Raw genomic sequence first — 18,120 nt, forward strand, 5'->3', positions numbered from 1 at the left:
ACCCTATGTTCGGCGCATGACGTCGGGTGAGCTTGGCCATAGCGAAGAGCATCGCCGCCTGGAACTGGCCCTCAAGGTGGCCGGCCTGGGCGAATTCGAATGGGACATGGCTCGCGGCCTGCTGATGGTCAGCGAGCGGATGTCGGCGATCACCGGCTTTCCGGTCGGGCCCATGGCGGCCGAGACCACGCGGGACCTGCAGCCCTTCATCCACGCCGACGACTGGGGCGGCTTCCGCGGGGAGCTGGAAAGCCAGCGCCCGGCCGGCCGGACCTATGAGGTCGAATACCGCCATATCCGCCCCGACGACGGCCGCACGGTCTGGGTGCGGGTGGCCGGCGTGGTGGCGCGCGACGCGGCGGGCAAGGCGCTGCGGGTCACCGGCATCGTCGAGGACATCACCCCGCGCAAGGTCGAGGAGACCCAGCGCCAGACCCTGATGGCCGAACTGGACCACCGGGTGAAGAACGTGCTGGCCACGGTCCAGGCCCTGGCCGTGCAGACCGCGCGGCGCACCACTTCGCTGGACGCCTTCCTGGCCAATTTCGGCGGCCGGCTGAAGGCCCTGGGCTCGGCCAACGAGCTGCTCACCGCCGCGCGCTGGCGTGGCGCGGCCATCGATCACCTGGCCGCCGCCGAGCTGGGCGCGCTGGCGCCCGGCCAGACGGCCTGGGAGGGTCCGGAGCTGTTCCTGACGGCGCGCGCCGCCAATGCGCTGGCGCTCGGCCTGCACGAGCTGGCGGCCAACGCGCTGAAGTTCGGCGCCCTGTCGGTGGAGACCGGCCGGGTCAACCTGCGTTGGGCGCGGCTGGCGGATGGCGGCTTCGAGCTGACCTGGACCGAGAGCGGCGGCCCCAGGGTGAACCCGCCGACCCGGCGCGGCTTCGGCTCGGCCCTCCTGGAACAGGTGACCAGCCGTGAGCTGAACGGCGAGACCAGCATCGACTTCCACCCGGCCGGCGTGGTGGCCCGCCTGCGCGCCGGCTCGGCCGCCGTCGCGCCCCGGCCGGCGGCCACGCCCGCCGCGCCGCCCGCCCGGATCGCCGAGACCGTCGTCACCGCCTCGGGCCCGGTCAACCTCAGGGGCGCGCGGGTGCTGATCGTCGAGGACGCGGTGCTGCTGGCCATGGAGCTGGAGACCGGGTTGTCCGACGCCGGCGCCCAGGTGATCGGCCCGGCCTATGAGCTGGAGGAGGCCATGGCCCTGCTCGACCAGCCCATCGACGCGGCCGTGCTCGACGCCAACCTCAACGGCCATTCGGTGCTTCCGGTGGCCGAGGTGCTGGCCAAGCGGCGCACGCCCTTCCTGTTCGCCACCGGCTATGGCGAGGCCAGCGGCGCGCCTGGCGGCTTCGACGCCCCGGTGATCCGCAAGCCCTATGACGTGACCCAGGTCGCCGCCGCCGTCGCCGAGCTCCTGGCGGGCGTCATGCCGCACCCCTAAGGGCCTGCCTGAGACAAGGCGCCGCCTCGGCCCCGGCCGGCGCAGGGCGTAGAGACACCGTCAGGGGGGCCTGCGGACCTACCGCAGGGGCCAGACCGGTGGCCCTCAGGATTCGCCCGAGTCAAGCGACCCGCCTTCCTCGTGCGGTCCGCGGCATAGGTCGCGGACCGGGCGCGCTTTCCTCAGATCACGCCTTTTGCCCGCAGCTCGGCGAGCCGCTCGGGCGAACAGCCGGCGCGCTCGGCCAGCACCGCGTCGGTGTGCGCCCCCAGCGGCGGTCCCGGCCAGCGGACTGAGCCTGGCGTGCGCGACAGCTTCGGGAAGGCGTTCTGCATCCGCACCGGGCCGAACACCGGATGGTCGGTGGTGACGATGGCCTCACGGGCGATGAACTGCGGATCCTCCAGCATGTCCGGGGCGCGGAACACCCGGCTGGCCGGCACACCTCTGGCTTCCAGCAGGGCCAGGAGGTCGGCGAGGGCGAAGGTCGCGGTCCATTCGGCGATGATGGCGTCCAGCTCATACTGGTTCACGCCGCGGCTGGCGTGGTCGACGAACTTCGGGTCGCTCTTCAGGTCCGGCCGGCCCATGGCCTCGGTCAGGCGGGCGTAGACCGTGTCGCCGTTGCCGCCGATCAGGATCATCTCGCCGCCGGCGCAAGGGTAGGCGTTGGACGGCGCGATGCCCGGCAGGACCGAGCCGGAGCGTTCGCGGACGTAGCCCGTCAGGTCGTATTCGGTGACCAGGTTCTCCATCACCGCCAGCACGCTCTCGTAGAGGGCCGCGTCGACCACCTGGCCGTGGCCGGTGCGCTCCCGTTCGTGCAGGGCCATGGTGATCCCCATCACCGCGTGCATGGCCGCCAGGCTGTCGCCGATGGAGATGCCGGCCCGGGCCGGCGGGCGGTCCGGCTCGCCGGTGACATGGCGCAGGCCGCCCATGGCCTCGCCGATCAGGCCGTAGCCGGCGCGCTCCGCATAGGGTCCGGTCTGGCCGAAGCCGGAGACGCGGGCCATCACCAGCTTGGGGTTGTCCGCCGACAGGGCCTCGTAGGAGAGGCCCCACTTCTCCATGGCGCCGGGCCGGAAGTTCTCGATGACCACGTCGGCCCGGCGGATCAGCTCACGGGCGATGGTCTGGCCTTCAGGCGTGCGCAGGTCGAGGCCCACGGACTTCTTGTTGCGGCCGATCACCGGCCACCAGGGCGAATGGCCCTTGGGGAGGCTGCGGCCCCACTGGCGCATGGGGTCGCCGACCCTGGGGTCCTCCAGCTTGATCACCTCGGCCCCGAAGTCGCCGAGGATCTGGCCGGCGAAGGGCCCGGCGATCAGCGAGCCCATCTCGATCACCACCAGGTCGGACAAGGGGCCTTGGTTGCGGGCGGTCATGCAGGCTCCGGGGGGCGGATCGTTGTCTGTGCGACCCAGAGCCGAGCGGGGCGGCGCTTGTCAATCGCGTGCGGAGCGGTCCATCTCGGCATAGCGACGCTTCTGGAGCCAGCCCTTGCGGACCCCCAAACTCATCGCCGCCCTTGTGTTGGCGTGCGGCCTCGCCGCCCAGCCGGCCGCCGCCGCCGCCGCCGCCGCCGCGTCACGGACGCTCTCGGCCGGCGCGGTCGCTGCGCCGGACCGCTACGGCGCGCTGGCGGCGCAGGAGATCCTGAAAGCCGGCGGCAATGCGGTGGATGCGGCGGTGGCCACCGCCTTCGCCCTGGCGGTGACCTATCCGGAGGCCGGCAACCTCGGCGGCGGCGGGTTCATGACCCTCTACGTCGACGGCAAACCCTACTTCCTCGACTACCGCGAGACCGCTCCGGCCAAGGCCTCCGCGAAGATGTACCTGGACGCCAACGGCGAGGTGATCCCCGACCTCAGCCTGGTCGGGCCGCTGGCCGCCGGCGTGCCCGGCACCGTGCGCGGAATGGAAGAGGTTCACCGCCGGTTCGGCAAGCTGCCCTGGGCCCGCGATCTTGCCCCCGCAATCCGTCTGGCGAGCCGGGGCTATCTGGTGTCGCCGCAGGCCATCGGCATCGACGATCCCAACCGCGCCCGCCTCAAGGGCAAGACCAACTTCGAGCGCTATTTCGGCGCCATGACGCCTGGCCGGACCTTCCGCCAACCGGACCTCGCCGCCACCCTCCAGAGGATCGCCAGGGACGGCGCCGAGGGCTTCTACGACGGCAAGACCGCCGACCTCATCGTCGCCCAGATGGACCGTGGCCCGGCCAAGGGCCTGATCAGCCGCGCCGACCTCGCCGGCTACAAGGCCGCCTGGCGCGAGCCGATCCAGGGCGACTGGCGCGGCATGCGCGTCATCACCGCGCCCCCGCCCAGCTCAGGCGGCGTCGCGCTCCTGCAGATGCTGGCGATGAAGGCGGACGACGCGGCCCTGTTCAAGGGCGTGGCCCTCAACACGCCCCAATATCTCCATCTGGTCTCGGAGATCGAAAAGCGGGTGTTCGCCGACCGCGCCAAGTACATGGGCGACCCGGACATCGTGAAGGTCCCCGTCGCGGCGCTTACCGACCCCGCCTACATCGCCCGCCGGGCCCGTGAGGTGGACCCGGTGAAGCCCTCGGCCCTGGCGTCGGTGAAGCCCGGTCTCGAGAAGCCGCAGACCACCCATTTTCGGTGATCGATCGCTGGGGCAATGCGGTCTCCAACACCTACACGCTGAACGGCTGGTACGGCTCGGGCGTGGTCGTGGAAGGCGCGGGCTTTCTGCTCAACGACGAGATGGACGATTTCTCGGCCAAGCCGGGGCAGCCGAACCAGTTCGGGGTGGTGGGCGGCGACGCCAACGCCATCGCGCCCGGCAAGCGGCCCCTGTCCTCGATGACGCCCACCATCATCACCAAGGATGGCCGGGTCGCGATGGTGATCGGCACGCCAGGCGGCTCGCGGATCTTCACCTGGGTGTTCCAGGTGCTGGCCAACGTCTACGATTTCGGCCTGCCGTTGCCCAAGGCACTGGCGGCGCCGCGCTTCCACCACCAGCTGCTGCCGGAGAACACCATCTTCGCCGAGCAGTTCGCGCCGCTGCCCGGGACGGTGACCGCCGCCCTGGTCAAGCGCGGCTACAGGATCGACGGCCAGGACTTCAGCGGCGACGTCGAGGCGATCCAGGTGATCGGCGGCGCACCCCGGCCCGGCTCCGATCCCCGCGCCCGCGGTGTCTCGCTGGTCGTGCCCTAGGCGCCTTCACTTCGGCGGGCGCGAGGCGTAAGCGGGCGTCATGAGCGCCTATCTGTTCGACCCGCCGCCCGTCGTGACCGTGCCCGTCGAGGGCCGCGCCGAGGCCTTTCCCGTCCGCCGCATCCTCTGCGTAGGCCGCAACTACGCCGCCCACCGGCGCGAGATGGGCGGCGACGATCGCGACCCACCATTCTTCTTCGCCAAGCCGGCCGACGCCATCGTCCCGCCGGGGGCGGACCCGGCCTACCCGTCCAAGACCGCCAACCTGCATCATGAGATCGAGCTGGTGGCAGCCCTGAAGGCGGGCGGGGCGGACGTTCCGGCCGACAAGGCCCTGGACCTGATCTTCGGCTATGCGGTGGGCGTCGACCTGACGCGCCGCGACCTGCAGAACGCCGCCAAGGACAAGGGCCAGCCCTGGGACGCGTCCAAGGGTTTCGACCAGTCCGCGCCGATCAGCGCCATCAAGCCCTGGACCGGCGCGCCGCCGCAGGGGCGCATCACGCTCTCGGTCAACGGCCAGGTGAAGCAGGACGCCACCGTCGCCGATATGATCTGGGCCCTGGCCGAGATCGTCTCGGAGGCCTCGAAGCTCTGGACGCTCGCGCCGGGCGACCTGATCTACACCGGCACGCCGGAGGGCGTCGGCCCGCTGGTGCGCGGCGACAAGGTCGAAGGCGCGGTCGAAGGCGTCGGCGCGCTGTCCTTCACGGTCGTCTAGGCGGGCCGGCGGTGAGCTTCACCCTCTATTCGGCCTGGCGCGCGACCGCGCCCTATCGGGTGCGCATCGGCCTGGCGCTGAAGGGCGTGGCCTACGACTACTCGGCGCTGGACCTGATCAAGGGCGAACAGCGCGAGCCGCCCTACACAGGCGTGAACCCCCAGAAGCTGACGCCGGCGCTGGACCTGGGCGGCGGGCGGGTGCTGACCCAGAGCCTGTCGATCCTGGAGTGGCTGGATGAGGAATATCCCGACCCGCCGCTGCTGCCGAAGACGCCGCTGGAGCGCCAGGTGGTGCGCGCCATGGCCCTGATCGTGGCCTGCGACATCCATCCGTTGAACAACACCCGCGTCGGCCGCAAGCTGCACAAGATGGGGATCGACCAGGCGGGCATCCTGGACTGGACGCAAGGCTGGATCCGCGACGGTTTCGACGCCCTGGAGCCGCTGATCGCCAGCTATGGCGCGGGCTTCGCCTTCGGCGAGACGCCGACGATGGCCGACTGCTGCCTGATCCCGCAGGTCTATTCCGCCAACCGCTATCAGGTGGACCTGAGCCCGTGGCCGGCGATCCAGGCGGTCAACGCGCGGGCGGCGGACCATCCGGCCTTCCAGGCCGCCCATCCCAACAACCAGCCTGACGCGGTCCCGCTCTAGCCATGCTCGACGACCTGAAAGACAACAACCGGCGCTGGGCGGCCCGCAAGGTCGCGGCCGATCCGGGCTTCTTCAAGCGGCTGGAGGGCCAGCAGGCGCCGGAATATCTGTGGATCGGCTGCTCCGACAGCCGGGTGCCGGCCAACGAGATCGTCGACCTGGATCCCGGCGAGCTGTTCGTCCACCGCAACGTCGCCAACCTGGCCCCGCCGCAGGACGCCAACTACCTGTCGGTGCTGCAGTTCGCGATCGACGTGATCAAGGTCAAGCACGTCATGGTGGTCGGCCACTACGGCTGCGGCGGCGTCGCGGCGGCGGTGGACGGCCAGCGGCGCGGCCTGGTCGACCACTGGCTGCATCCGATCCGCGAGGTCTGCCACGAGCACCGCCACGAGCTGGCGGCGATCCCCGAGGAGCGGGCGCGCCTCGACCGGCTGTGCGAGCTGAACGTGATCCGCCAGGTGCGCAACGTCGCCTCCGACGTCTTCGTGCAGGACGCCTGGGCGCGGGGCCAGCCGGTCTGCGTCCACGGCTGGGTCTATTCACTCTCCACCGGACTCGTAAACGACCTGGGCGTTACGGTCGGCGGGCCCGAAGACCTCGCGAACCTGGAAACCTCGCCCTCGGCCTAGAGTCTGGACCAGCGAGGCTGGATTCACCATATACGAGCTGAATCAAAGATTTACCCTGCTTCGTAACGAATTCCTTTACGCTGATGGGCGAGCCTGGACCCGTGGAAATCGGACCAGGGGTGACCCCGATGCGGACCCTATCGCGCAAGCTTCGGCTGCCTAGCTTCCTCTCTCGGCTGATCGGCGACGTTCGCGGCGTCAGCGCCGTGACCTTCGCCATCACCTTCGCGGTGCTGGCGCCCATGTCGCTGGGCATCGTCGATGTTTTCACCCAGAGCGAGCAGCAGGGGAAGCTGCAGGACGCCCTCGACGCGGCGGCGCTCTACGCCGCACGGTCCAACGCCTTCACCACCGCCGACATCAATACGGTCGGGGAGAAGGCGCTGGCCGCCAACCTGCAGCTGATCCCCGGCGCCGTCCTGCAGTCCTCCGGCTTCAGCCTGGTGAGCGTCAACGGCGACACCAAGGTGGTGGGCAACGCCTCCGTGCAGCTGCCGGCCTTCTCGCCCATGGCCTTCGCCAAGACCCCTGTACAGGTGACCTCCGAGGTGACCCGTCCCGGCAACAACCTGGAAGTGGCCCTGGTGCTGGACAACACCGGCTCCATGCTGGGCTCGCCGATGACGTCCCTGCAGTCGGCGGCCAACCAGCTGATCGACCTGGTCGTCTCCACCACCCAGACGCCCTACTACTCGAAGATGGCGATCGTGCCCTATTCGAACTCGGTCAACGCCGGCAGCTACGCCAACGCCGCGCGCGGCACGCCCACGACGGCGCCCAACCCCATCAAGGCGCCTTGCATCAACCAGACCGTGGGCTGCACCCAGATGCAGTTCACCAGCATCACCGGCCTGACCTCGACCTTCCCCAACAGCACCTGCGTCAGCGAACGGACCGGTGCGAACGCCTTCACCGACGCCGGGCCCTCGGGCTCGCCGGTCGGCTGGGTCTATACGCCGCCGGCGTCGGACGGGAACAACTGCATCACCGCGACGGTCCAGCCGCTTTCCAGCAACATCTCCGCCCTGCACAGCACCATCGCCTCGCTGACCGCCAACGGCTCGACGGCCGGCCACATCGGCATGGCGTGGGGCTGGTACATGGTCTCGCCGAACTGGGCGAACCTGTTCCCGGCGGCCAGCCAGCCGGCGGCTTATGGGACGCAGCATCTGATCAAGGCCGTCATCCTGATGACCGACGGCGACTTCAACACCACCTACTGCAAAGGGGTGATCTCCGGCGTGACCTCGGACACCGACGGCAGCGCCGGCGAGCCCAAGTACCACGCGTCCTGCGGCTCGCCGAACGGCAACTCCCTCACCCAGGGTCTGGCCCTGTGCAACGCCATGAAGGCCGCGCCGAACAACATCGTCGTCTACACGGTGGGCTTCCTGCACAGCGGCGCCGACCCCACGGCCGAGACCTTCCTCAACAGCTGCGCCACCGACGCCAACCACGTCTACTTCCCGTCGACCGGAAGCTCGCTGTCGACCGCCTTCCAGGCGATCGCCGCCGACCTGAACCGGCTCAGGATCTCGCACTAACGGACGGCGATCCGGAGCGCCCAGATGGGAACGCCTAGGCGAGCTTGATCTCGCGCAGGCGCTCCTGGAGGAAGGCGTCGGCTGTGATCGGCGTCGGATAGAGGTCCGGATGGGCCGCATCCACGCAGTTGGGCAGGGTGCGGATCAGATAGTCCGAGTTGAAGTGCAGGAAGAAGGGCGTGGAGTAGCGCGGCACGCCCCGGCGCTCCGGCGCTGGATTGACCACCCGGTGCGTGGTCGAGGGCAGGCGGTGGTTGGTCAGCCGCTGCAGCATATCGCCGATGTTGCAGACCAGCGAGCCGGGCGGCGGGTTGATCGGCAGCCACTGGCCGTCGCGGTCCTTGACCTCCAGCCCGGCCTCCTCGGCGCCCAGCAGGAGGGTGATGACATTGATGTCTTCGTGCGCTCCGGCGCGGATGTGCGGCCCGTCGCTGGGCGCCGGCGGATAGTGCAGCAGGCGCAGGATCGAGTTTCCGAAATCCACCGTCGGCTCGAAGAAGCGGCGCTCCAGGCCCAGATAGGCGGCGACCGCCTCCAGCACCTTCAACCCCATGGCGTCGAGGGCGCCGTAGAGCCAGCCGACCCGGGCGTGGAAGCCCGCGACGTCGGCGTCCGGCCAGACGTTGTCGGCCATGTGGCTGCGGTAGGGATGGCCGGGCGGCAGGTCACGGCCGACGTGCCAGAATTCCTTGAGGTCGAAGTGTTCGGCGCCCTTGGCGGTCTCGATGCCGAAGGGCGTGTAGCCTCGCTGGCCGCCGACCGGCAGCTTGTACTTCAACTTCACGTCCTCGGGCAGGGCGAAGAAGGCCTTGGCCGCCGCCAGCGCCGCATCGATACGCGCCTGCGGGATGCCGTGGTCGCCGATCACCGCGAAGCCGAAGCGGGCGAAGGACGCGCCCAGCTCATCCGAGAAGCCGTCGAAGTCGCTGTCGAAGGCGCGGAACGACACCGGGGCGATGCGGGACGGAAGGACGGAGGCCTGGCTCATGCGCCGCCTTCTACACCCGCTCTTTCCGGGCTTCCAACCGCGGGGCGTCGTCGTCGCGGCCGGCTTTCTGGTCGGCCTTGAGGGCGGCGCGCGCGGCCTTGGCCTCGCCGTCCTCCTCCGCCGCGATGCGCTCCATCTCGGCGCGCAGCACGCGTTCGGTGGTCTCGCGGCTGTCGCGCGAAGCCATGGCGTAGCGCTCCTCCTCGCCGGCCAGGGGCGCGAGCTGCTTCCAGAGCAGGGCGTCCTGCTCGCGGAACAGGTTAGCGGCCCGCGACGAGCGCCGCTCCGACAGGCCGAGCTTCAGGAGGGCGCGGCGGCCGAAGTTCAGCGCGCTCTCGAAGGTCTCGCGCTCCACCGAAACCCCCGGCGTCTTGATCAGCTCATAGGCGTGGCGGCGGTCGTAGGCGCGGGCGAAGATCGCCAGGTTCGGGAAGGCCTGGCGCGCGGCGGCCACCATTTCCACGGCCTTGTCGCGGTCGTCGATGGCCACCAGCAGCAGCTTGGCCTTGTCGGCGCCGGCGCCGCGCAGAAGGTCGATACGGCTGGCGTCGCCATAGTGCACCCGCCAGCCGAAGCGGCGCAGGATCTCGATCTGCTCGATGGAATTCTCCAGCAGCACGACCTTGAAGTTGTTGGCGAGCAAGAGGCGGGTGGCGATCTGGCCGAAGCGGCCGAAGCCCGCGACGATCACGTCCGGGTCGCCCTCGTCGAAGGGCAGGGCCTCCGGCTCCTCGCGCGCCTCGGTCCGGTCGAGGATCAGCCGTTCGTAGCCGGCGGTCACCAGGGGCGTGGCGGCCATGGAGACGGCGACCACGGCGGTGATCAGCCGCGCGGTGTCGGCGTCCATCACATGGGCGCCCACCACGAAGCCCAGGAGGACAAAGGCGAACTCGCCGCCCTGCGCCAGGCCGACGGCGGTGGTCAGCGCGATCCGGTGCGGCGAGCGGAACAGCCGGCCGGCGAGGTACATGGCGAGCGTCTTCATGACGATCAGCCCGCCGACCGCGGCCAGAATCTCCAGCGGGTGGCGGAACACCAGCTCCAGGTCCAGCTCGGCGCCGACGGTGATGAAGAAGAGGCCAAGCAGGAGGCCGCGGAACGGCTCGATGTCGGTCTCCAGCTCGCGGCGGAACTCGCTCTCCGCCAGCACCACCCCGGCCAGGAAGGCGCCCAGGGCCGGCGACAGGCCGACCTCCTCCATCAGCGCCGCCACGCCCACCACCAGCAGGAGGGCCGCGCCGGTGAAGATCTCGCGCAGGCGCGCGGCGGCGATGAAGCGGAATACCGGGCGGGTCAGGTAGCGGCCGCCGATCACCACCACGGCCACCGAGGCGAACTCTGCGGCGACCTTGGCCGCCATCGGCAGGCTGGCGAGCGCGCTGGCCTCATGGGCGGGCGGCGGCGCGGGCGACCCGGCCGGCGCCAGCAGCGGCAAGAGGGCGAAGAGCGGGATCACCGCCAGGTCCTGGAACAGGAGGACGCCGAACGAAGCCTCGCCCACCGGGCCCTGGCGGATGCCCTTCTCCTCCAGGCTCTGCAGGACGATGGCGGTGGAGGACAGCGCCAGGATCAGGCCGGTGGCGAACCCCAGCCGCCAGTCGAGTCCGAACGCCAGCGATCCGGCGCCCACCAGTGCCGCGGTGGCCAGGAGCTGGGCGGTTCCGACGCCGAAGATCGCCGTGCGCATACGCCACAAGAGCGCCGGGCGCACCTCCAGCCCGATCAGGAACAGGAGGATCACCACGCCGAACTCGGCGAAGCTGCGGACGTCGACCTCCGGGCCCACGAGGTTCAGCACGAAGGGTCCGATCAGCACGCCGGCGGTCAGGTAGCCCAGCACCGAGCCCAGTCCGAGCCGCTTGGCGATCGGCACGGAGACCACGCCCGCGGCCAGGTAGACCATCGCCTGGACCAGGAGGGAGTAGCCGTTCATTGCTGAGGTTCCATCCCGGCCATGTGGGTCATGGAGGCAGGCCGGGCCAGACTTGACCAGTCTTTTTCAGCGCCCATGGCGCTGTGACCCGTTCCCAGATGCTGCGCCGCGGCGTAAAGGGCGGCCATGGCCCAGAAGACAGTGAACTCCGCCAAGGACGCGCTGGCCGGCGTGCTCTTCGACGGCATGACCATCATGGCCGGCGGCTTCGGCCTTTGCGGCATTCCGGAGAACCTGATCGCGGCGATCCGCGAGAGCGGGGTGAAGGACCTGACGGTCGTCTCCAACAACTGCGGGGTCGACGACTTCGGCCTGGGCATCCTGCTGGCCGGCGGCCAGATCCGGAAGATGATCTCCAGCTATGTGGGCGAGAACAAGCTGTTCGCCGAGCTCTACCTCTCGGGCAAGCTGGAGCTGGAATTCAACCCGCAGGGCACGCTCGCCGAGCGCATCCGGGCCGGCGGGGCGGGCATTCCGGCCTTTTTCACCAAGACCGGCGTCGGCACCCTGGTTGCCGAAGGCAAGGAAGTCCGTGAGTTCGACGGCGAGCTCTACGTCATGGAGCGCGGCCTGACCGCCGACCTCGCCATCGTCAAGGCCTGGAAGGGCGACCGCGCCGGCAACCTCGTCTACCGGCTCACCGCGCGGAACTTCAATCCGATGATGGCGACCGCCGGCAAGGTGACCGTGGCCGAGGTGGAGGAGCTGGTCGAGACCGGGGCCCTGGAGAAGGACAACATCCACACGCCGGGCATCTACGTCGACCGCCTGTTTCAGGGCGCCCATTTCGAGAAGCGCATCGAGCAGCTGACCACCCGGGCCAAGGAGAGCGTCTGATCATGCCTTGGACCCGCGAACAGATCGCCGCCCGCGCCGCCACCGAGCTGCGCGACGGCTTCTATGTGAACCTGGGCATCGGCATCCCGACGCTGGTGGCCAACTACATCCCGACCGGCGTCGAGGTGACCCTGCAGAGCGAGAACGGCATGCTGGGCATGGGGCCGTTCCCCTACGAGGGCGAGGCCGACCCGGACCTGATCAACGCCGGCAAGCAGACGATCACCGAGCTGCCGAGCTCGTCCTATTTCTCCAGCGCCGACAGCTTCGCCATGATCCGCGGCGGCCACATCGACCTGTCGGTGCTGGGCGCGATGCAGGTGGCGGAGAACGGCGACCTCGCCAACTGGATGGTGCCCGGCAAGATGGTCAAGGGCATGGGCGGCGCCATGGACCTGGTGGCCGGCGTCAAGCGCGTGGTCGTGGTCATGGAGCACACCGAGAAGTCGGGCGCGCCCAAGCTGGTCAAGGCCTGCAGCCTGCCGCTCACCGGTCAGGGCGTGGTCGACCTGGTGATCACCGAGCTGGGCGTGTTCGACGTCAGCCGCGGCAAGTCGCCCCTGACCCTTGTGGAGCTGGCGCCGGGCGTCACCGTCGAAGAGGTCAAGGCCAAGACCGAGGCGGCGTTCCGGGTGGCCGAGGCGGCCGCGGCCTAGCCGGCTTCATCGGCGGCGGGGTTCGCCCTCGTCGCGACAAGATGATCCTGTACAAGCGCTAAGGCGTATCAGACGATTGGGGCCTGACTTGTAACCTGGCCAGGCGCCGCCACGTATTGTCGTCATGCTATCGCCCGGAGAGACCTCGATGACGTCCCGCAAACTTGCCCTCGTGGCCGCGGCCTGCGGCCTTCTGGCCCTGCCGCTCGCCGCCGGCGTTCTGCCGATCGCGCGAGCCGCCGCCGCGTCGCCGGCCCAGGCGCTGCCCGCGCCGAAGATCGACGTCGCCCTGACCGCGGCCGGCAAGACGGAGACCGCCGTGCTCTCCGGCGGCTGCTTCTGGGGCGTCCAGGGCGTGTTCGAGCACGTGAAGGGCGTGAAGAAGGTCTATTCCGGCTATTCCGGCGGTCCGGGCTCCATGGCCCAGTACGAACGGGTCAGCACCGGCATGACCGGCCACGCGGAGTCGGTGGAGATCACCTTCGACCCGCAACAGATCAGCTACGGCGAGATCCTGCGGATCTTCTTCACGGTCGCCACCGATCCGACCCAGCTCAACATGCAGTTCCCGGACGAGGGGACGCAGTATCGGAACGAGATCTTCTACGCGACCCCGGACCAGAAGCGGGTGGCCGAGGCCTATATCCAGCAGCTGAACGACGCCCATGTGTTCCGCAAGCCGATCGTCACGCGCGTCGACCCGCTGAAGGGGTTCTTCAAGGCCGAGGACTACCACCAGGACTACCTGACCCGGCACCCTGAGCAGCCCTATATCGCCACCTACGACATCCCGAAGGTGGCCATGCTGCGCCAGGTGTTCCCGGACCGCTACATCGCCACGCCGACGACCGTGTTCCCACTGGACGGGTCGAAGGCCCGGCCGATGAAGACCGCCGGGGTTTCCTAAGCGCCGATGGCGGCTAGAGCGGCCCGAGTTCCGGCGCGGCCTTCACGCTGACGGTGTTCCCGGGCTTCCATTCCGGCTTGGGATAGCCGGTGGCTGGATCGCGCGGCTGGGGGTGGAAACGCTCGCCCACGAACATATCGAGCCGGCGCTGGTGCTTGCGATCCAGCCAGACGTCGTCGATCTCCGGCCGGATCACTCGGGCGAAGTCGGCGGCCATCTCGGTGTTGAACCAGCTCTCGTAGGCCACGGCCAGGACGCGCTGGCCGCTGGCGGCGTCGAGCGGGGCGCTGGCCTCGGCCTGGTTGCCGGCGCGGGTCCCGCGGATCCACATCTTGAGCGGCGCGGCCAGCGGCTCACGGAAGTAGGCGCGGCCGTAGTAGGCCAGGGAATAGTAGAGGAAGCGGTTGTTGACCGCGATCGCCGAGAGGCCCGCCGGGCCCTCCGCGCGGGCCTTGCGCACGATGATGTCGGCGGTCTGGTCCCAGCCACGGGCGCGCTTGACCGCGTTGGCCTGGCCCAGGCTGTCCGCGAGCCGGGGCTGTAGAATGAAGGCCAGGAAGGCCACGGCGACCACGCCTTGGATGGCGAAGGTGGCGATCATCAGCCGGCGCGCCCGCCAGCGCACCAGCCAGCCGGCGACCAGCACCGCGCCGGCCAGGTAACTGGCGCCCGACCAGTTGGCGTTGGCGCGGCTGACGAAGGCCTGAGCCGCGACGATCGCGATCGGCGGCAGGGTAAAACACAGCAGCAATATATCGGCGGGCTCCAGCCGCCGGCGCCAGGCCAGGATTATGGCGCCGGCGAGAAGCACCGCGAACGGAATCGGCCCGAAGACGGCGAACTGGGCGCCCAGGAACTCGCCCAGGCCGCGCAGGTTGAACAGCCGCGCGGCGCTCCACTGGGCGTCGGCGGCGGTGTGCTGGAAGGTGGCGAATCCGTGCGCGGCGTTCCACGCCAGGTTGGGGGCCATCACCGCCAGGAACACGGCGAGCGCGACGCCGGCCGAGGCCGCCGACCAGTTGCGGCGCGCGGTTTGCGAGGCCGCAAGGTGCAGGCCGATGCCGATCAGGGCGTAGACCGCGGCGTACTTGCTCAGGAACGCCAGCCCGAGGCTCGAGCCCAGGGCCGCGGCGAGCTGCAGACGGCGGCGGCCGTCCGCGCCTTGCAGGGCCACATAGGCCATCAGTGAGAGGCCCAGGAAGAACAGCAGCGGCGCGTCGGTGGCCACCACCGTCGCCGAGAGCTGGATGGCCGGGGCGAGCGCATAGAGGGCCGCCGCCGCCAGGCCTGCGCGGGCGCCGTAGAGCCTTCGGCCGAGCCAGAATGCGGTCAGGGCCGCCCCGCCTTGGAACAGCGCCGCCGGCAGCCGCACCCAGGCCTCGGCGTCGCCGCCCAAGGCGGTGGACGCCCAGATCGCCCAGGCGATGACCGGGGGCTTGGAATAGTAGCCGAAGGCCAGGGTGCGCGACCAAAGCCAGTACTGGGCCTCGTCGGGATAGAGCTCCAGGGGTGTACGGAAGAGCGCGATCAGCCGCACCAGGGTCAGTCCGAGAATCAGCAGCCAGGCCGCCTGGGCGTCCTTGTTGTCGCCCGGTCGGTGCGTCTCAGACATCCGTGAACCTACCATTTTGTCTCGCGCCGCGCCTAAACGGACGGCCGTCTTTAAGGCGCCGGCGCCACAGTTGCGGACTTCTGGACGCCAATGTGGCCGCGAGGCGACGCCATCGTAGCAAAAGCGTCACCAACGGATGCCATCTGGGCCATATACGCCGTAAGAGTACGCCGTAAGATTACAACGTGAAGGTTACGGGGCCGTCCGGGGTGGCGTCTCCGCGGCTGTCCAAGAGGGGATACTATGAAACTCAAACTGAATCGCGCGCTCTGCGCGAGCACCGCCATGGCTACGGGGCTGCTGATGGCGTCCGCGGCCCTGGCGCAATCGACCGCCACCCAGGTGCAGGAGCTGGTCGTCACCGGCGCCCACGGGCAGCCCAACATCGCGGGTGTGATCACCCAGGTGCAAGAGGCCAAGGACGTCTCGATCGTCGGCCAGACCTTCATCGCCCACCAGGCCGCGGGCCAGAACTTCGCCCAGCTGATCAACCTGCTGCCGGGCGTGACCTACACGACGGAAGACGCCTATGGCAACCTGTCGAGCGACCTGCACATCCACGGCTTCGACAGCGCCCACATCGGCGTGACCATCGACGGCGTGCCGGTGAACGACACCGGCAACTACGCCCTCTATCCCGGCGAATATCTGACCCCGGAACTCACCGACCACGTCATCGTCAACCTGGGTGCGACCTCGGTGGACAGCCCGACGGCCTCGGCGGTGGGCGGCACGGTCGAGGTGGTGACCAAGCTGCCGACGAAGGACCCGGAGGTGATCAGCAACCTCAGCGCCGGCAGCTTCGACTACAGCCGCTACTATCTTGAAGCCGATTCCGGCGAGGTTGGCCCCTGGGGCACCCGCATGTTCCTCTCCGGCAACTACGACCACTACGACAAGTGGGTCGGCTCCGGCGACGAAATGAAGGAGGGCCTGGACGCCCGCATCTATCAACCGCTGAAGGGCAGCGACTTCCTCAGCCTATCGGCCAGCTACCTGGTGGAGCACGACTACTTCTACGAATCGTCCTCTCCGGCGCAGTTCGCCAACACGGCCGCCGGCGCCGGCAAGAACACCCTGGACTTCAACACCCAGTGGGCCGTCCCGACCGCGATCGATGGCAAGGCCGACACCACCGGCTCGGGCACCGGCCCGGGCTTCCTGCAGGGCTCGGCCGACAGCAACTTCTGGGCCCTGCATCCCAACCCGGTGATCTTCGGCACCATCCGCGGCGCCTCGAAGTTCTCGCTGACCGACAGCCTGACCTTCACCTTTGACCCGTCGTTCTTCTACACCCTGGCCAACGGCGGCGGCGTGACCGCGCTTTCGGAAACCGACCCGCGCCTGAAGGGCAATTGCCTGACCTGCCGGGGCGTGGACCTGAACGGCGACGGCGACGTCCTGGACACCGTCAACGTCTATTCGCCCAGCAACACCAATACCCGCCGCTACGGCCTGACGAGCTCGCTGCTCTGGGACCTGGACGAGCACAACCACTTCTCGCTGGGCTACACCCTCGACTACGGCATGCACCGTCAGACCGGCGAGATGGGCTACATCGATCAGGCGACCGGCATGCCGGGCTCGATCTTCGGCGGCAAGCAGGGCTGGGGCTCGACCGACATCGTGACGGACGACGGGTCGATCATGCGCTCGCGTGACCGCCACTCGATCGCCGAGCTGAACCAATTCGACCTGAACTACATCGGCAAGTTCATCGACGATAAGCTGCACGTGAACGTCGGCATCCGCGATCCCTACTTCAAGCGCGACCTCGAGCAGTTCTGCTACACGTACAACGGCACCAGCGCCTATTGCGACACCATCGCCCAGTCGTTGGTTCAGGCGGCCTACAACGCCGGGGTCGCGGCGGGGAACACCAACGCCCTCTCGACCCTCTTGTTCGGCAAGACCGGCTCGATCTCCTTCGACACCACCACCAAGACGCCGAACTTCCGGATGCCGTTCAGCCAGAGCTTCAACTACAACAAGGTGCTGCCGAACGCGGGCGCGACCTATCGGATCACCGACGATCAGATGGTCTACGCCACCTACGCCGAGGGCTTCTCGGCGCCGAAGACCGACGACCTCTATTCATCGACCACCGCGGTGGTGCAGCCGGAAACCTCGGACGCCTATGCGGTCGGCTGGCGCTACCAGAGTTCTGTGGTGACCAGCTCGTTCAGCCTGTGGGACACCGAGTACCACAACCGCATCGTGCAATCGTACGACCCGACCGACCCGACGCTGTCGATCGACCGCAACATCGGCGACGTGCGGCTCTACGGCGTCGATCTGGAAGCCGGGGCCCAGCCCTGGGAACACTTCACGATCTACGCCTCGGGCAACTACACCCAGTCGGACGTGCTCTCGAACGAGATCGTCGCCACCAGCGGCGCCCTGCCGCTGGCCCTGCCCACCAAGGGCAAGGAGCTGGTGCTGCAGCCGAAGTACAGCGCCGCCCTCAGCACGCGCTACGACTTCGGCTGGATCGATGTCGGCGCGAACGTGAAGTACCTGGGCAAGCGTTGGATCGACGACATGAACACCGCCCAGATGCCCGACGTCACCACGGTGGATCTCGACGGCCGTATGCCGATCACCTGGTGGGGCGCGCAGAACACCTATCTGCAGTTCAACATCATGAACTTCACCAACACGCGCCAGCCGATCCACGTCTCGTCGGTCTCGAACGCCAACGCGGTCGTCCTGACGCCGACCTATACGAAACCGGCGTCGACCTACTACTATTACTACAACCAGCCCCGCACCTTCATGATCACCCTGCACGCGCAGTTCTGATCGAGAACTCCCTGGCGGAGGTTTCTGAGGGGCGGCCCGGCGACGGGCCGCCCCTTTCGTTTGCGCGGCCGCAAGCTGCCGCCCTTTCGTGCGCCTCGGCAGTCAAAGCCTGGGGCCGTCGGTGATTTCGACTTGCGTGCAATCCAGCCTGCAACATAGGCGCTTGGGATACGTTTTTACATTGTAAGCATATA

General features: G+C 68.9%; 13 protein-coding genes and 1 pseudogene. 10 read left to right on the plus strand and 4 right to left on the minus strand.

Going from position 1 to position 18,120, the window contains the following annotated elements; all coding sequences use genetic code 11:
• Positions 1-16 precede the first annotated feature (16 nt).
• The gene (locus E8A49_RS13400; RefSeq protein WP_293381943.1) at positions 17-1,444 is read left to right on the plus strand and encodes an HWE histidine kinase domain-containing protein; all 1,428 of its coding nucleotides are present in this window, start codon (positions 17-19) and stop codon (positions 1,442-1,444) included.
• Positions 1,445-1,626: 182 nt separating this feature from the next.
• Here E8A49_RS13400 and E8A49_RS13405 read toward each other — a convergent pair whose 3' ends face one another.
• The gene (locus E8A49_RS13405) at positions 1,627-2,832 is read right to left on the minus strand and encodes a CaiB/BaiF CoA-transferase family protein (protein ID WP_293381946.1); all 1,206 of its coding nucleotides are present in this window, start codon (positions 2,830-2,832) and stop codon (positions 1,627-1,629) included.
• A 304-nt stretch (positions 2,833-3,136) separates the two neighbouring features.
• Between E8A49_RS13405 and ggt the strand changes: the two are divergent.
• From ggt to E8A49_RS13430, 5 genes and pseudogenes are all read left to right on the plus strand, one after another.
• Positions 3,137-4,638 (plus strand): annotated as a pseudogene (ggt, locus tag E8A49_RS13410) (gamma-glutamyltransferase).
• A 40-nt stretch (positions 4,639-4,678) separates the two neighbouring features.
• Positions 4,679-5,359, plus strand: coding sequence for a fumarylacetoacetate hydrolase family protein (locus tag E8A49_RS13415; RefSeq protein ID WP_293381949.1), 681 nt, complete (start codon positions 4,679-4,681; stop codon positions 5,357-5,359).
• Positions 5,360-5,370: 11 nt separating this feature from the next.
• A complete protein-coding gene (maiA, locus tag E8A49_RS13420; protein ID WP_293381952.1) occupies positions 5,371-6,015 on the plus strand; it encodes a maleylacetoacetate isomerase in 645 nt (214 codons plus the stop codon).
• Positions 6,016-6,017: 2 nt separating this feature from the next.
• Entirely contained in the window at positions 6,018-6,647 is a 630-nt protein-coding gene (locus E8A49_RS13425; protein ID WP_293381955.1) for a carbonic anhydrase, read from the plus strand.
• A gap of 128 nt (positions 6,648-6,775) precedes the next feature.
• On the plus strand, positions 6,776-8,191 hold the full coding sequence (locus tag E8A49_RS13430; protein WP_293381958.1) for a pilus assembly protein: 1,416 nt from the start codon (positions 6,776-6,778) through the stop codon (positions 8,189-8,191).
• Positions 8,192-8,225: 34 nt separating this feature from the next.
• Here the strand turns inward: E8A49_RS13430 and E8A49_RS13435 are convergent, their stop codons facing one another.
• On the minus strand, positions 8,226-9,179 hold the full coding sequence (locus E8A49_RS13435) for a 2-oxoglutarate and iron-dependent oxygenase domain-containing protein (RefSeq protein ID WP_293381961.1): 954 nt from the start codon (positions 9,177-9,179) through the stop codon (positions 8,226-8,228).
• A 10-nt stretch (positions 9,180-9,189) separates the two neighbouring features.
• Complete coding sequence (locus tag E8A49_RS13440) at positions 9,190-11,112, minus strand: monovalent cation:proton antiporter-2 (CPA2) family protein (RefSeq protein ID WP_293381964.1); 1,923 nt, start codon at positions 11,110-11,112, stop codon at positions 9,190-9,192.
• 126 nt (positions 11,113-11,238) lie between these two features.
• Here E8A49_RS13440 and E8A49_RS13445 point away from each other — a divergent pair, with 126 nt between their 5' ends.
• From E8A49_RS13445 to msrA, 3 genes are all read left to right on the plus strand, one after another.
• Entirely contained in the window at positions 11,239-11,949 is a 711-nt protein-coding gene (locus E8A49_RS13445; protein ID WP_293381967.1) for a CoA transferase subunit A, read from the plus strand.
• A 2-nt stretch (positions 11,950-11,951) separates the two neighbouring features.
• Entirely contained in the window at positions 11,952-12,605 is a 654-nt protein-coding gene (locus E8A49_RS13450) for a 3-oxoacid CoA-transferase subunit B (protein WP_293381970.1), read from the plus strand.
• 148 nt (positions 12,606-12,753) lie between these two features.
• A complete protein-coding gene (gene msrA / locus E8A49_RS13455) occupies positions 12,754-13,512 on the plus strand; it encodes a peptide-methionine (S)-S-oxide reductase MsrA (protein WP_293381973.1) in 759 nt (252 codons plus the stop codon).
• 13 nt (positions 13,513-13,525) lie between these two features.
• Here msrA and E8A49_RS13460 read toward each other — a convergent pair whose 3' ends face one another.
• Entirely contained in the window at positions 13,526-15,124 is a 1,599-nt protein-coding gene (locus tag E8A49_RS13460) for a glycosyltransferase family 39 protein (RefSeq protein WP_293381977.1), read from the minus strand.
• A gap of 243 nt (positions 15,125-15,367) precedes the next feature.
• On the opposite strand from E8A49_RS13460, the gene E8A49_RS13465 reads away from it, so the two are divergent.
• Positions 15,368-17,926: a TonB-dependent receptor gene (locus E8A49_RS13465; RefSeq protein ID WP_293381979.1), complete on the plus strand. Its 2,559-nt coding sequence runs from the start codon at positions 15,368-15,370 to the stop codon at positions 17,924-17,926.
• Positions 17,927-18,120 lie beyond the last annotated feature (194 nt).

It is taken from the genome of Phenylobacterium sp., assembly GCF_004799515.1.
Lineage (GTDB): Bacteria > Pseudomonadota > Alphaproteobacteria > Caulobacterales > Caulobacteraceae > Phenylobacterium.